16 protein-coding genes are annotated in these 13,215 nt (G+C 68.5%); 9 read left to right on the top strand and 7 right to left on the bottom strand.

All coding sequences use genetic code 11. From position 1 onward, the window contains the following. Positions 1 to 161 precede the first annotated feature (161 nt). Together OR37_RS06430 and OR37_RS06425 are read left to right on the top strand one after the other, a co-directional pair. Positions 162 to 1,034: a UTP--glucose-1-phosphate uridylyltransferase gene (locus OR37_RS06430; RefSeq protein ID WP_004617216.1), complete on the top strand. Its 873-nt coding sequence runs from the start codon at positions 162 to 164 to the stop codon at positions 1,032 to 1,034. 77 nt (positions 1,035 to 1,111) lie between these two features. After that, complete coding sequence (locus OR37_RS06425) at positions 1,112 to 1,396, top strand: hypothetical protein (protein ID WP_004617214.1); 285 nt, start codon at positions 1,112 to 1,114, stop codon at positions 1,394 to 1,396. Here the strand turns inward: OR37_RS06425 and queG are convergent. The 5 genes from queG to OR37_RS06400 form a co-directional block, all read right to left on the bottom strand. Further along, a complete protein-coding gene (gene queG / locus OR37_RS06420; protein WP_004617212.1) occupies positions 1,393 to 2,511 on the bottom strand; it encodes a tRNA epoxyqueuosine(34) reductase QueG in 1,119 nt (372 codons plus the stop codon). The two genes, OR37_RS06425 and queG, sit on opposite strands and share 4 nt — an antisense overlap. Next, entirely contained in the window at positions 2,492 to 3,178 is a 687-nt protein-coding gene (gene fzlA, locus OR37_RS06415) for an FtsZ-binding protein FzlA (protein ID WP_004617203.1), read from the bottom strand. The genes queG and fzlA overlap by 20 nt, the downstream gene beginning before the upstream one ends. Positions 3,179 to 3,314: 136 nt before the next feature. Continuing rightward, positions 3,315 to 4,763, bottom strand: a complete 1,449-nt coding sequence (gene rfaE1, locus OR37_RS06410; RefSeq protein WP_004617201.1) for a D-glycero-beta-D-manno-heptose-7-phosphate kinase — start codon at positions 4,761 to 4,763, stop codon at positions 3,315 to 3,317. A 33-nt stretch (positions 4,764 to 4,796) separates the two neighbouring features. Then, the gene (locus OR37_RS06405) at positions 4,797 to 5,726 is read right to left on the bottom strand and encodes a cation diffusion facilitator family transporter (protein WP_004617200.1); all 930 of its coding nucleotides are present in this window, start codon (positions 5,724 to 5,726) and stop codon (positions 4,797 to 4,799) included. 54 nt (positions 5,727 to 5,780) lie between these two features. Next, complete coding sequence (locus tag OR37_RS06400) at positions 5,781 to 6,866, bottom strand: citrate synthase/methylcitrate synthase (protein WP_004617198.1); 1,086 nt, start codon at positions 6,864 to 6,866, stop codon at positions 5,781 to 5,783. A gap of 75 nt (positions 6,867 to 6,941) precedes the next feature. Between OR37_RS06400 and OR37_RS06395 the strand changes: the two genes are divergently transcribed. Continuing rightward, positions 6,942 to 8,093, top strand: a complete 1,152-nt coding sequence (locus OR37_RS06395) for a citrate synthase family protein (protein ID WP_004617196.1) — start codon at positions 6,942 to 6,944, stop codon at positions 8,091 to 8,093. Between the two features lie 22 nt (positions 8,094 to 8,115). Here OR37_RS06395 and OR37_RS06390 read toward each other — a convergent pair whose 3' ends face one another. Further along, positions 8,116 to 9,144, bottom strand: coding sequence for a ligase-associated DNA damage response exonuclease (locus OR37_RS06390; RefSeq protein WP_081612888.1), 1,029 nt, complete (start codon positions 9,142 to 9,144; stop codon positions 8,116 to 8,118). A 25-nt stretch (positions 9,145 to 9,169) separates the two neighbouring features. Here OR37_RS06390 and OR37_RS06385 point away from each other — a divergent pair, with 25 nt between their 5' ends. The 4 genes from OR37_RS06385 (at position 9,170) to OR37_RS06375 (ending at position 10,496) form a co-directional block, all read left to right on the top strand. After that, the gene (locus tag OR37_RS06385) at positions 9,170 to 9,667 is read left to right on the top strand and encodes a PaaI family thioesterase (protein ID WP_004617193.1); all 498 of its coding nucleotides are present in this window, start codon (positions 9,170 to 9,172) and stop codon (positions 9,665 to 9,667) included. Next, complete coding sequence (locus tag OR37_RS06380; protein WP_004617192.1) at positions 9,667 to 10,086, top strand: PaaI family thioesterase; 420 nt, start codon at positions 9,667 to 9,669, stop codon at positions 10,084 to 10,086. Before OR37_RS06385 ends, OR37_RS06380 begins: the two co-directional genes overlap by 1 nt. Then, positions 10,086 to 10,259 carry a DUF2256 domain-containing protein gene (locus OR37_RS20955; RefSeq protein ID WP_081612887.1) on the top strand — a complete coding sequence of 58 codons (174 nt, stop codon included), beginning with the start codon at positions 10,086 to 10,088 and terminating at the stop codon, positions 10,257 to 10,259. The genes OR37_RS06380 and OR37_RS20955 overlap by 1 nt, the downstream gene beginning before the upstream one ends. A gap of 138 nt (positions 10,260 to 10,397) precedes the next feature. Next, positions 10,398 to 10,496: a hypothetical protein gene (locus OR37_RS06375; RefSeq protein ID WP_004617191.1), complete on the top strand. Its 99-nt coding sequence runs from the start codon at positions 10,398 to 10,400 to the stop codon at positions 10,494 to 10,496. Between the two features lie 102 nt (positions 10,497 to 10,598). Here OR37_RS06375 and OR37_RS06370 read toward each other — a convergent pair whose 3' ends face one another. Continuing rightward, positions 10,599 to 11,510: a histone deacetylase family protein gene (locus OR37_RS06370; protein ID WP_004617190.1), complete on the bottom strand. Its 912-nt coding sequence runs from the start codon at positions 11,508 to 11,510 to the stop codon at positions 10,599 to 10,601. 81 nt (positions 11,511 to 11,591) lie between these two features. On the opposite strand from OR37_RS06370, the gene OR37_RS06365 reads away from it, so the two are divergent. Beyond that, positions 11,592 to 12,446 carry an acyl-CoA thioesterase gene (locus OR37_RS06365; protein WP_004617189.1) on the top strand — a complete coding sequence of 285 codons (855 nt, stop codon included), beginning with the start codon at positions 11,592 to 11,594 and terminating at the stop codon, positions 12,444 to 12,446. Between the two features lie 143 nt (positions 12,447 to 12,589). Beyond that, complete coding sequence (locus tag OR37_RS21970; RefSeq protein WP_200864126.1) at positions 12,590 to 13,147, top strand: hypothetical protein; 558 nt, start codon at positions 12,590 to 12,592, stop codon at positions 13,145 to 13,147. Positions 13,148 to 13,215: the final 68 nt, after the last annotated feature.

Genomic DNA, 13,215 nt, shown 5'->3' with positions numbered 1-13,215 from the left:
GACCTCAACGAAAGCAGGCCGTCCAGCTAGCACGGACCGCGCGGGAGTCCACCTCCCGAAACCCGCCCTAACGGACCGCGCGCGCTTTTCATGGAACGGTGGTGGCTTTCGCCCGCGCCAGCCCCTAGAAACGGCGTCCAGACCTCAAAGACGAGCCGCTCATGAAACCCGTTCGTAAAGCCGTCCTTCCCGTCGCCGGCCTGGGCACGCGTGTATTGCCCGGCACCAAGACGACGCCGAAAGAACTGCTGAACGTCGTCGACCGGCCGATTCTCTCTTACGTGATCGAGGAAGGCCGCGCGGCCGGCATCGAGCACTTCGTCTTCGTCACCGGGCGCGGCAAGGGCGCGATCGAAGACTACTTCGATCATCACATCGAGCTGGAAGCCCAGCTGGAGGCCAAGGGCAAGACCGCGATCCTCGAGCAGCTGCGGGCCGAGCTGCCCAAGGCCGGCGAGATGAGCTTCGTGCGCCAGATGGCGCCGCTGGGCCTGGGTCACGCCGTCTGGTGCGCCCGCGATATCGTCGGCGACGAGCCGTTCGCCGTGATGCTGCCCGACATGGTCATGCACGCCCAAAAGCCCGCCCTGGCCCAGGCGATCGAGGCCTATGACCAGGTCGGCGGCAATATCGTCGTGGTCGAGCCCTGCCCGGAAGGCCAGGCCCACCAGTACGGCATCGTCGCTCTGGACGGCCAGGACGGTCGCCTGAACCGCATGACCGGCATGGTCGAGAAGCCGCCGAAGGGGACGGAGCCCTCGAACCTCTTCATCAGCGGCCGCTACATCCTGCAGCCCGAGATCTTCGACCTGCTGGCCCGCCAGGAGAAGGGCGCGGGCAACGAGATCCAGCTGACTGATTCGATGCTGAAGCTGCTGAAGAATCAGGACTTCCATGCCCTGGAGTACGAGGGCGTCACCTATGACTGCGGCGACAAGATCGGCCTTCTGCGCGCGAACGTCGCCATGGCGTTGCAGCACCCTGAGCTGGGCGCGGCGGCGCGGGCGGCGGTCGAGGACCTGCTGAAGGCTTAAATTCGCCTTTTAGTCGTCTTGACGCCCCTGGACAGCCCAAGGCGGCGCCCCCAATCTGCGGGCCGGAGTGGGGTATTATGATGCAGTATCTGAGAACCGCCTCGTTCGGCGCTTTGTTCGGCGTGACGTTTACCGTTGCGGCCACTTTTCAGGTGGTGATGACCTTGTTTGGCTTGATCGGGGCGGTCCTTGCGCCGGGCATCTTCAAGATGAACGGCGCGCCTGCTAGCAGTCCCGTCCAAGCGATCGGCGTCCTCGTCTTTCTTCTCGGCGTTTGTCTGGTCGTGAATGCTGGCATCTCGGCGGCGGGCGCTGGCCTTTGGCTTGGCGTCCGGCGGTTCCTTCCCTCCAAGAAAGCCTAGTTCCACTCCGCCAGAACCTCGGGGTGGTCCTCGGCGCCCTTCAGCGATAGCGCCCGGTCGCCAATCAGCCGTCGCGCGGCCCACACCGCCGCGCCGCGCACCACTGGCGCCGGGTCGCTGAGGAGCGGCTCGACCACGGCCATCAGCGCCGCCTCGCCGCTGTTGCCGATGGCGTAAAGCACGTTGCGCACGAAGCGATCGCGCCCGATGCGCTTGATGGGGTTTTTCGAGAACAGCGCCCGGAACGCGGCGTCGTCCAGCCCGGCCAATTCGGCCAGCGCGGGCTGCCTTAGCGCCGAACGCGCCCGCAGCTTGGCCTCGCTCGACAGCGAGGCGAACTTGTTCCACGGGCACACCGCCAGGCAGTCGTCGCAACCATAGATCCGGTTGCCGAGGGCGGACCGGAACTCGGCCGGGATCGGACCCGAAAGCTCGATGGTCAGGTACGAGATGCACCGCCGCGCATCCAGCTGGCGGGGGGCGGGGAAGGCCTGGGTCGGGCAGATGTCGAGGCAGGCGTTGCATCGGCCGCAGTGGTCGACCTCGGCCGGGTCGGGGGGCAAGTCCAGGGTGGTCAGGACGCTGCCCAGGAACAGCCACGAGCCGAACGGGCGCGAGACGAGGTTGGTGTGCTTGCCCTGCCAGCCAAGCCCCGCCCGCTGGGCCAGCGGCTTTTCCATCAGCGGCGCGGTGTCGACGAACACCTTTACCTCCTGGCCGAAGCGGCGGTGCATCCAGCCGGCCAGAACCTTCAGGCGCTTTTTGATCACGTCGTGATAGTCGTCGCCTTGCGCGTAGACCGAGATGGCCGCGCGGTCAGCGCGGACAAGCTGCTCCAGCGGGTCGATGTCGGGCCCATAATTGACGCCCAGCACCACGGCTGACTTCGCTTCGGTCCACATGGCGGTCGGATGAGCGCGCCGCTCCAGCGTCTCCTCCATCCAGCCCATGGCGCCGTGACGGTCGGCCTCGACGAATTCCCGCAGCCATTCGCCGTTCGGCCAGGCCGCCGCCGCGTCGGCGAAGCCGCAGGCCGAAAACCCTAACGCCAGGGCCTCGGCGCGGATCTCGTCCTTGATCGCGGCTTGGGAACGCTCAGAAGTCGAGGTCGTCATAATGCGCGGCCGGCGCGAGGCCGGGCCAGCGGTCGGCCAGGATGGGACGGAAGGCCGGTCTCGACTTCAGCTTCATGTACCAGGTCTTGGCCGTCTGGAAGTCCTTCCACGGCACGTCGCCGAAATAGTCGATGACCGACAGGTGGGCGGCGGCGGCGAAGTCGGCCAGGCTCATCCGGCGGCCCGCCAGCCAGTCGCGGGTCTGGAGCAGGCTCTCGATATAGGAGAGGTGCATCCGCAGGGCTTCGCGGCCTTGGCGCAGCGCCGCCAGGTCTGGCGCGCCCAGCCGCAGCAGCCGCTTCTCCATTTTTTCGTGCAGGAGGAAGCCGTTCACCTCGTTGTCGAACTTGCGGTCGAACCATTGAAGCAGCCGGCGAGCCTCGGCGCGCTCGGCCGGATCGCGGCCCAGCAGCGGCGGCTCCGGCTCGGTCTCCTCGATGTGCTCGAGGATGGCGCGGGTCTCGCAGGCGGTCACGGTGCGCTGGTTGCGGGTCTCGACCAGCACCGGCGGCAGGCCGGACGGGTTCAGGGCCGCGAACTCGGGCGGCGCCTCCCAGTAACGGACGGGCGCTTCCGCGAACGCCAGCCGCTTCTCGCCCAGCGCCAAGCGCACCTGTCGCGAGGCGGGATCCAGCGGGAAGTGGTGAAGGGTGCGTTCGACGCTCATGCCCAGGTGCGCTCAGGCTGCATCGAAAGAGCGATGCGCCGCTTTGCTTAACAAGAGATTTCTGGAAGGGGTTTAGCCTGGAAAACCAGGCTTTTGCGCGGCGTTTTCACGCGTTGTCCCGCCGGGTTCGCTCGTCTCAGCTGTTCATTCGCGCGATCAGGTTGGTGGTGCTTTGACCGGGCTTCAGTTCGGCCAGCAGCACCTTGCCGCCGTAGCCCAGCACCACGTCCGACCCCACCACCGTCTCGACCGTATAGTCGGCGCCCTTGACCAGCACGTCGGGACGGAAGGTTTCGATCAGCGCCAGGGGCGTGTCCTCGTCGAACAGCACCACCAGGTCCACCGACGATAGCGACGCCAGCACCGTGGCCCGCCCGTGCTCCTTCTGCACCGGCCGGGTCGGGCCCTTCAGCTTGGAGACCGAGGCGTCGGTGTTGAGGCCGACGATCAGCCGATCGCAGGCGGCCTTGGCCTGGCTGAGCAGCGAGACGTGACCGGGGTGCAGCAGGTCGAAGCAACCGTTGGTGAAGCCAACCTTCAGTCCGCGCGCGCGCCAGCCCTCGACGATGCTCCGGGCGTGGTCGCGGTCGGCGATCTTGACCTCGGCTGGCCCCTCGGCCGCGCCGGCCCGGGCGGTCAGCTCGGCGGCGGTGACGACGTCGGTCCCCAGCTTGGCCACCACCAGGCCGCCGGCCAGATTGGCCAGGCGCGCGGCGTCGGCCAGGCTGGCGCCGGCCGCCACCGCGAGCGCCAGGGTCGCGGCCACGGTGTCGCCGGCGCCGGAGACGTCGAACACTTCGATCGCCGTGGCGGGCAGGTGGATGGGCGCCTGGCCGCGCGCGGCGAGGGTCATGCCCGCGCCGCCCCGAGTGATCAGGGCCGCCTCCAGCGCCGGCGCCATGGCCAGGATCGCCGCGCCGGCTTCCTCCGAGGCCTCGTCCGACGGGTCGATGATGCCGGTGGCCTCGGCGGCTTCCTTGCGATTGGGTTTGACCAAGGTGGCGCCGTCGTAGCGGGCGAGATCGCGGCTCTTGGGGTCGACGATCACCGGCTTGCCGGCGGCGCGGGCGGCGTCGATCGCCCCCCGCGTCACCTCCGGGGTCAGCACGCCTTTGGCGTAGTCGGACAGCACCACGACGTCGGCGGACGCCAGGCGGCCTCGGAACGCGGCGAGCAGGGCCTCGCTGTCGCCAGGGCCCCGATCCTCCCGGTCGACGCGCAGCATTTGATGCGAGCCCGAGATGTAGCGGACCTTCTCGGTCGTGCGACGCTTGGGGTCGACGATCAGCTCGGCTTCGAGGCCGTGCTCGGCGTCGATCATGCCGCGCAGGGTCGCGCCGGCGTCGTCCCGGCCCACCAAGCCGATCAGCACCGCCTTGGCGCCGAGGGCGGCGACATTGCGAGCGACATTGCCGGCCCCGCCCAGCATGGCGGTTTCCTTCTCGACGGCGATGACGGGCACCGGCGCCTCGGGCGAGATGCGATCGACCGCGCCGTAGATGAAGCGGTCCAGCATCACGTCGCCGAGGACCAGCACGGTCTTTCCGGCGAAGGCGCGGGGAAGGTCAGCCAAGGTGTCGTCCATGCAGTGGTCTATGACCCCGGACGACGCGAAAACTCAACCCTCGTCGGCCGCGGCGAACATCCCGCCGTGCTTTTCGGCCAGGCCGCGGGGGTCTGGGTGGATCAGGATGTCGGCGGCCGGAAACGCCTCCAGCAGGCGGTTCTCGGCGGCGACCATGATCTGGTGCGCCTCGGCCAGCGAGATGTCGGCGGCGAGGTCGGCGTGCATCTGCATATGGACATACGGGCCCGAGGCGCGCGTGCGCAGCTGGTGGACGCCCAGAAGGCGCGGGTCGGCCGTGGCCAGCTCCACGATGCGCGCGCGCTCTTCCTCGGGCAGTTCGCGATCCATCAGCTGGTGCGAGGCCTCGCGGAACACGCCGATCGCGCCCCAGATCAGCCACAGCGCCACGGCCAGACCGGCGGCGGCGTCCAGCCAGTTGACGCCAAGCCAGGTCGCCGCCCCGACGCCCAGCAGGGCGACGGCGTTGGCGGCCAGGTCGGCGGCGTAGTGGGCGCGGTCGCCGGCGATGGCGATCGAGCCGCTGGCCTTCAGCACCCGGGTCTGGGCCGTGATCAGGATCATGGTCAGGACGATCGAGATCGCCATGACCGCGACGCCGGCCAGGCCGTGATCGACCGGGCGCGGATGCAGCAAGGCCGCGATCGCCTCGCGGCCGATCAACGCGCCGGAGGCGAAGACCAGGCCGGCCTGGGTCAGGCTGGAAAAGGCCTCGGCCTTGCCGTGGCCGAAGCGGTGCTCGGCGTCGGGCGGCTCGGCGGCGTAGCGCACCGCGAACAGCGTGATCAGCGACGCCATCAGGTCGAGGACCGAGTCGGACAGCGAGGCCAGCAGGGCGATAGAGCTGCTGGCCTGCCAGGCGATCGCCTTGATGATGATCAGCAAGGTCGAGGTGGCGACGGAGAACATCGCCACCCGCTGCGTGGCGGTTCGGATCGCGGGCGAGACGGCTGAGGCGGACATGGCCGCCTTCTAGCAAGGCGACCGCGCCGACCCCAGCGCGAACGACTCTCGCCTTTAGGCGGCCGCGCGCGCCTCTGGACCCACATAGACCGACTGGGGCCGGATCAGGCGACCGCCGGCCAGTTGCTCGCGGGCGTGGGCGATCCAGCCCGAGACCCGGCCCATGGCGAAGACGCACGTGAAGCTGGACGGCGGCAGGCCCAGCGCCTCCAGCAAGAGCGCCGTGTAGAACTCGACATTGGTGTCCAGGGGCCGGTCGGGCTTGTGCTCGCGCAGGATTTGCAGGGCCGCCTGCTCGACGGCCTCGGCGAAGGCCAGGCGACCGGGCAGGCCGCCGGAGGCCGCGGCCAGACGGCGCACGGCGGCTTTCAAGGCGTCGGCGCGCGGGTCGCGCACGCGATAGATCCGGTGGCCGAAACCCATCAGCCGGTCGCCGCGCGCCAGGGCCTTTTCCAGCCAGGGGCGAGCGTTTTCGGGCGCGCCGATCGCGTCCAGCATCTCGATCACCGGCCCGGGCGCGCCGCCGTGCAGCGGACCCTTCAGCGCCGAAAGACCCGCCAGCACCGCCGAGGTCAGGCCCGCGCGGGTCGAGGCCACGACCCGCGCGGCGAAGGTCGAGGCGTTCAGGCCGTGGTCGCAGACCGTGACCAGATAGGCGTCGAGCGCGGCGGCCTCGGCATTGGTCGCCGGCGCGCCGCGCGTCATGCGCAGGATGTCGGCGGCGTGCGACAGGGCGGGGTCCGGCGCGACGGGCGTCTCGCCCTTGGCCATGCGCAACACAGCGGGCGTGAAGACGGCGGGAGCGGCGATCAGCAGCAGGGCGGTCGCCAGGTCGTCGCCATCGAGCAGGCGGGCCAGCAGGGCGCGCATGGCCTCGACGGGATCGCGCCGCGCCAGACCTTCGTCCAGTGCGGCGACTTCGCGGAAGGCTTGGACGCGCGCCTGGCCCAGGGCCGGCGCGAGGTCGCTGGGCGCGTCCTCGAAGAAGCCGTCGAACAGCAGATGCGCCGCCTCCTCATAGCGGGTGCGGCCCGACAGATCCTCGACGGCGTAGCCTCGGATCACCAGGCGGCCCTTGGCGCCGTCGACATCGGACAGAACGGTGCGGGCGGCGATGACGCCCTCAAGACCATCGGACATGTGCGGTCTCCTTTCGCGCCGAGAAAAAGGCGGGCGAGGCTTGATCGTCAATCTTGATCAATATAATCAATCTATATGACGGACTGGCTGGAAGCGGATCAGGTGCTGGAACGGCTGGGGATCCGGCCGCAGACGCTCTACGCCTATGTCAGCCGAGGTCGGATCGAGGCCGCCGCGCACCCGCGCGATCCGCGCCGCAGCCTCTATCGCGCCTCCGACGTCGCCGCCCTGGCCCAGAAGAAGGCGCGCGGCCGCCGCGCCGCCGATGTCGCCGCCGAGGCCATCGCCTGGGGTGAGCCCGTTCTTCCGTCCGCCATCACCACCGTGGCCGGCGGCCGGCTTTGGTATCGCGGACGCGACGTGGCGACGTTGGCCGATCAGGGCCTGACGCTGGAGAATATCGGCCGGTTGCTGCGAGGCGGTCACGGTGCGGCGCTGAAGTCGTCGCGCCGTCCCGAGCCGCCGGCCGCCGACAGCGCCCGAGCTCGGCTGTTCCTGACCCTGGCCGCTCGCGCCGGCCGCGAGCCGCCGGCCAGGGGGCGCGCGCCGCTGGCCCTGGCGATGGAGGCCGCCGACCTGCTGGAGGCGGTGGTCGACGCGGCCGCCGGCTTGACGGGCGAAGGCCCCGCCCACCTCCGCTTCGCGGCGGCTTGGGGACTGGACGCGGACGGCGCGGATCTGGTCCGCCGGACCCTGGTCCTGCTGGCGGACCACGAGCTCAACGCCTCGACCTTCGCGGCGCGGGTGGCGGCCTCGACCGGGGCGTCGCTGTCAGCGGCCTGTTTGGCGGGGCTGTCGGCCCTGTCCGGACCCTTGCACGGCGGCATGGCCGCGCGGGTCGAGGCCTTCGTCGAGGAGGCCGAGCGTCGCGATCCGTCCCAGGCCGTGTTGGCGCGGCTGGCGCGCGGCGCGGCCATGCCCGGCTTTGGCCATCCGCTCTATCCGGACGGCGACCCGCGCGCGGCGGCGCTGCTGTCGGCCTTTACGGCGCCCGCGCTGCTGGCCGAGCTGAGGACGACGACCGAGACCGCCACCGGGCTCCCGCCCAATATCGACTTCGCTCTGGTGTCTTTGGCGCGGACCTTGAAACTGCCGCCCGACGCGCCGTTCATCCTGTTCGCCACGGCCCGCAGCGCGGGCTGGATGGCTCACGCCATCGAGCAGCTGCAGACCGGACGGCTGATCCGGCCCAGGGCGCGGTATGTCGGAGAGATTCCGGGCGTTTGACCCGATCAAGCGAGAACGAGCTCTATTCCCCCTCTTCCTCATCATAGCCGACCAGGCGCAGCGCCCGGGCCGGCAGCCCTTCCAGCGCGCACCAACGCTCAAGGGCCTCCTCCCGCCCATGGGTGATCCACACCTCGCCAGGGCGCAGCTCGGCCAGGGTCCCCGTCAGCTCGTCCCAGTCGGCGTGGTCCGACAGGATCAGCGGCAGCTCCACGCCCCGTTGTCGGGCGCGGGCCCGCACCCGCATCCAGCCCGAGGCGAAGCAGTCGACCGGATCGGGAAAGCGCCGCGACCAGCGGTCGGCCATGGCCGACGGCGGCGCGATGATGATCTGGCCGGCGAAGGCGTCCTTGGGACCCGAGGCGGTGGCGGGCGCCAGCGGCCCCAGCGCCACGCCGTGCGCTTCGTAAAGGGCGTTCAGCCGCTCCAGCGCGCCGTGGACGAAGATCGGCCTGTCCCAGCCCGCCTCGCGCAGCAGCCGGATCACGCGCTGAGCCTTGCCCAAGGCGTAGGCCCCGACCAGATGGCAGCGCTCCGGGAACTGTTCGACAGAGGCCAGCAGGCGGCGGATCTCGCCGGCGTCGTCGGGGTGGCGGAAGACGGGCAGGCCGAACGTCGCTTCGGTGATGAAGACGTCGCAAGGGACGGGCTCGAACAACGCGCAGGTCGGGTCGCGTCGGCGCTTGTAATCGCCGGACACCACCATGGTCAGGCCCTTCCAGCGCACGACCGCCTGGGCCGAGCCCAGCACATGACCCGCCGGAACCAAAGTCACCTCGACACCGTCGCGAACGAAGGTTTCGCCATAGGGAACGGGCTGACGGCGGCCGGCGAAATCCTCGCCATAGCGGACCGCCATGATCGCCAGCGTTTGCGGCGTGGCGACGGCGACGCCGTGGCCGGCGCGGGCGTGGTCCGAATGGCCGTGGGTGATCACCGCCCGGTCCACGGGACGGACCGGGTCGATATAGAAGTCGCCCGGCGGGCAGTAGAGGCCGCCCGGTCGGGGACAGAGAAGATCTTCGGGCTTGATCACGTCTGGATAAGACAACGCAAGAGGCGCTAAGCCTATCCCCATGAGCGACAACGAACAGACGCGAATGATCGCCACGGCGATGAACGAGGGAAGCCCCCAGGCGCGCGCCCTCGGCTTTTCCACCCTGGAGATCGGCGAGGCGACAGCGATCCTGAAGGTCCCCTATCGGCCCGAGATCGTCGGCGATCCGGAGACGGGCGTCATCGCCGGCGGCGTGGTCACCACCCTTCTGGACCACGCCAGCGGCCAGGCCGTTCACGCGGCGCTGACGACCTGGGTGTCGATCGCCACTCTGGACCTGCGCATCGATTACATGCGCGCCGCCGAGCCGGGACTGGACGTCTTCGCCCGGGCCCATTGCTACAAGCTGACCCGCTCGGTCGCGTTCGTCCGGGCCGTGGCCTACGACCGCGACCCGAACGATCCGGTGGCCGCCGCCCAGGCGACCTTCATGCTCGACAGCAGCGCCGGCAAGAAGCCGGGCGCCAACCTCAAGCCGCCGCGCGACGCGGGCGCCAAGACCGGAGGGGTCGACTGATGGCCGACGAGGACACCCGCCTGGTCTCGATGCTGGAGTCGATCCCCTACGCCCGCTTTCTCGGGATCAAGGCCGAGCTGGCTGGGGACGAAATGACCGCCGTCCTGCCCTTCGCCCAGCACATCGTCGGCAATCCGATGCTGCCCGCCATTCATGGCGGAGTGCTGGGGGCCTTCATGGAGATGACCGCCCTGGCCCAGCTGTCGGTCGCCGCCCCGATGAAGCGCCAGCCGCGCACGATCGATGTGTCGATCGAATATCTGCGCTCCGGTCGGCCGCTGACCACCTACGCCCGCGCGACCATCAAGAAGCTGGGCCGCCGGATCGCCAACGTCCATGTCGAGGCCTGGCAGGAGACCCGTTCGGCGCCGATCGCGACTCTGCGCGGCCTGTTCCTGGTCGCGCCCAGCGAGGAGTGATGGTGAAGCCGTCGCGGAAGGGCGGAAAGGCCGTGGCCAAGGCCGACCTGCCCGAGAAGCTCTGCGCGGTCTGCGGTCGACCCTTCACGTGGCGGAAGAAGTGGGTCAAGGATTGGGATACGGTCAGATATTGTTCTGATCTGTGCCGATCACGAAAAATTACACCCTCGTAATCCGAATTGAGCGCGGTAACGTTCTTTAAATTGGCGTAATGAAGCAAAGGTAACGTGCGATAGGCCAAGGTCGCGCCTATATCCCCGATCGCCGGACGCCAAATGGGGCGCCGGAGGAAAAGAACAGGGATCAAGACCATGACCATGAAGACCAACGCCGTCGCCGGCCTCGCCTCGCTCGTTCTCGCGGTTCTGCCGCTCGTCGTGATCGCCGGCTCGCTCGCTTCGAGCCTGTAAGTGATCGCCGCTTAACCTCCGTCGCGGCCCGCTCGTTTCCGGAGCCGGCCCGACGGAGATGGCGATCCCGAGGTCGCCCGAAGACCAATAAAAACAAGACCTTCAGGCATACAGAGACTTGGCCGTCCGATGCAGGATGGCGTGGCGGGCCGCCAGACGATCGATATCCGCGTCGTAGCCGCCGCCGATCACCCCGACCACCGGGATCTCTCTGTCGAGACAAGCGCCCAGGACATAGGCCTCTCGTCGCTCCAGACCCGCGTCGGTCAGCGACAGTCGGCCCAGCTTGTCGTCCGCGTGGGGATCGACCCCCGCATTGAAGAACACGATGTCCGGCCGGACGCTGGAGAGCAGCGCCGGCAGGACGTCCGCCAGCTTCGCCAGATACTCGGCGTCGCCCGTGGCGTCGGCCAGCTCGACGTCGAGGTCGCTGACGGCCTTGCGATGCGGGAAGTTCTTTTCGGCGTGCATCGAGAAGGTGAAGACGCTGGGATCGTTCTCGAAGATCCGCGCCGTGCCGTCGCCCTGGTGGACGTCGAGATCGACGACCAGAGCTTGGCCGATCCGCCCCTCGGCCAGCAGTCGCCGCGCGGCCACCGCCACGTCGTTGAATACGCAAAAGCCCGCCCCGCTCTCGGCGCAGGCGTGATGGCTGCCCCCGGCCGTGTTGCAGGCGATCCCGCCCTCCAGCGCCAGCCGGGCCGCCAGAAGCGTGCCGCCGGTCGCCGCCCGCGCCCGGATCGCGACGCTGTCGGTGTTGGGCATGCCGATCCGCCGCACGACGTCGGCGGGCAGGGACAGCTCGATCACGCCCCGGACATAGTCCTCGGTATGGGCTAGCAGCAGGGTCTGGACGTCGATGGGTTCTGGCTTGGCGAAGCCTTCCGGACCCGGCACGCCCTCGACCTCCAGCACGGTCGCCAGGCGCGAGAACTTGTCCATCGGAAAACGATGCCCGGCCGGCATTTCGGCGCGAAAGGCGGGGTGGTGGATGATGGGCGGGGCGCGCGACATGGCTCCACGATGGGGAGCGCGACCGCCTGACGCAAGGTGACGACTTGCGGCAGCGCACACGGAAGCTTATCGCACTGCATCATGCAGACGACCGAGAACCTCGCCGACATTCTGGACCTTGAGCCGATCGAGGTGAACCTGTTCCGGGGGATCAGCCCGAACGACGGCTTCCCGCGCATCTTCGGCGGGCTGGTGATCGCCCAGGCCCTGCTGGCGGCCTACAGGACCGTGCCGGAGCGGGTTTGCCACTCGCTGCACGCCTATTTCATCCGGCCCGGCGACGTCACCGCACCGGTGCTCTACGAGGTGGAGCGCGCCCGCGACGGCGGCACCTTCACCACGCGCCGCGTCGCCGCGATCCAGCACGGCGAGCAGATCTTCAACCTGGCCGCCTCGTTCCAGACGCCCGAGGAGGGCTTCGAGCACCAGTCGGAGATGCCGACCGCGCCCGATCCAGAGGGCCTGCCCACCGAGGTCGAGTTCCTGAAAGGCCTGGGCGACCAGATCCCGCCGAAGATGCTGGCGATCGCCTCGCGGCCGCGTCCGGTCGACATCCGCTGGGAAGATCCGCAGAACCCGGTCGCCCCGGTCAAGAAGCCTGGCGTCAAGAATGTCTGGATGCGGGCCAAGGCCCCGCTTGGCGACGACATCAAGATGCAACAGGCCGCCTTGGCCTACGCCTCCGACATGGCCTTCATGGAAAGCGCCCTGCGCCCGCACGGCCTGATCTGGTCGACGCCGGGCCTGCAGGGGGCCAGCCTGGACCACGCCATGTGGTTCCACCAGCCGTTCGACTTCAACAATTGGACCCTGTTCGCCCAGGACAGCCCCGCCGCTTCGCACGGCCGCGGCCTGGTGCGCGGCCAGATGTTCAGCCAGAACGGCAAGCTGCTGGCCTCGGTCGCGCAGGAATGCCTGATGCGGCTGCGGAAGTAGGGCCGCGACGACGAAGACGCTGCGAATCTAAAGTCCCGGCGGCGCTTTGGAAATTCCAGATAGACCGACTTCCCCGGCGAATGCCCGGGCCCAGATTCATCCGGATCGGCTGGAATGAACGCGACCTCGCTCAGGACTGAACCATGAGCGTCCGTGGGTTCGATCTGGATCCCGGCATTTGCCGGGAAGGTCGGGCTTCTGGAGGAATGTCGGAGACCGGGTTCGGCCCTAGTTGGACATTCCTGATGGACGGCCGCTCGGCTACGGTGGAGTGGAATGGCGGAGTTGCCGCGTTAATGCCAAGGCCAGAACATCTTAGTGAACGGGTGCTGGGCTATGCGATCCATACAAACCGCGAATTGGGCCTAATGCTTCGGGGTTTAAAGCCACTGGCGATGTTCGCCGACGGCCACGGTCACTTCCCGGACGTGGTTCTTAGATATCTCAGAATGTTCGACAGGCATGTTGAAATGGGAATGTTCGTCAGGCGCGAATATGTCGAAATTTCATCAAATGCACGGCGACCTTTACATGTGATCCTTTATGCAGCGCCAAATGAAGCGTGGCGTCTCGACGCCATGATCGAGCTTCGCCTGCAAGGCGAGTGGTCAGTCGAGCACGAGAGAACAGAGGGCGAATTGCTCGGATATGCAGACTGGCAGAATGACATCTGGATCAACCGCCTTCCTAACCCAGCTTAGGCCAGGTCCGAATTCCACCCATCGTAGCCTTCGTGAACTCCCGCTATCCGGAAACCCGGCCCCGGCTT

This window comes from Caulobacter vibrioides OR37 (assembly GCF_000372645.1).
Taxonomy (GTDB): Bacteria; Pseudomonadota; Alphaproteobacteria; order Caulobacterales; family Caulobacteraceae; genus Caulobacter; species Caulobacter vibrioides_E.
This window is presented reverse-complemented; position numbering and strand designations above follow the sequence as displayed.

Excerpts from the sequence above, each read along its gene's own strand:
- OR37_RS06430 (WP_004617216.1), top strand. The coding sequence starts at position 162 with ATGAAACCCGTTCGTAAAGCCGTCCTTCCCGTCGCCGGCCTGGGCACG.
- OR37_RS06425 (WP_004617214.1), top strand. The coding sequence starts at position 1,112 with ATGATGCAGTATCTGAGAACCGCCTCGTTCGGCGCTTTGTTCGGCGTG.
- queG (WP_004617212.1), bottom strand. The coding sequence starts at position 2,511 with ATGACGACCTCGACTTCTGAGCGTTCCCAAGCCGCGATCAAGGACGAG.
- fzlA (WP_004617203.1), bottom strand. The coding sequence starts at position 3,178 with ATGAGCGTCGAACGCACCCTTCACCACTTCCCGCTGGATCCCGCCTCG.
- rfaE1 (WP_004617201.1), bottom strand. The coding sequence starts at position 4,763 with ATGGACGACACCTTGGCTGACCTTCCCCGCGCCTTCGCCGGAAAGACC.
- OR37_RS06405 (WP_004617200.1), bottom strand. The coding sequence starts at position 5,726 with ATGTCCGCCTCAGCCGTCTCGCCCGCGATCCGAACCGCCACGCAGCGG.
- OR37_RS06400 (WP_004617198.1), bottom strand. The coding sequence starts at position 6,866 with ATGTCCGATGGTCTTGAGGGCGTCATCGCCGCCCGCACCGTTCTGTCC.
- OR37_RS06395 (WP_004617196.1), top strand. The coding sequence starts at position 6,942 with ATGACGGACTGGCTGGAAGCGGATCAGGTGCTGGAACGGCTGGGGATC.
- OR37_RS06385 (WP_004617193.1), top strand. The coding sequence starts at position 9,170 with ATGAGCGACAACGAACAGACGCGAATGATCGCCACGGCGATGAACGAG.
- OR37_RS06380 (WP_004617192.1), top strand. The coding sequence starts at position 9,667 with ATGGCCGACGAGGACACCCGCCTGGTCTCGATGCTGGAGTCGATCCCC.
- OR37_RS20955 (WP_081612887.1), top strand. The coding sequence starts at position 10,086 with ATGGTGAAGCCGTCGCGGAAGGGCGGAAAGGCCGTGGCCAAGGCCGAC.
- OR37_RS06375 (WP_004617191.1), top strand. The coding sequence starts at position 10,398 with ATGACCATGAAGACCAACGCCGTCGCCGGCCTCGCCTCGCTCGTTCTC.
- OR37_RS06370 (WP_004617190.1), bottom strand. The coding sequence starts at position 11,510 with ATGTCGCGCGCCCCGCCCATCATCCACCACCCCGCCTTTCGCGCCGAA.
- OR37_RS06365 (WP_004617189.1), top strand. The coding sequence starts at position 11,592 with ATGCAGACGACCGAGAACCTCGCCGACATTCTGGACCTTGAGCCGATC.
- OR37_RS21970 (WP_200864126.1), top strand. The coding sequence starts at position 12,590 with ATGAGCGTCCGTGGGTTCGATCTGGATCCCGGCATTTGCCGGGAAGGT.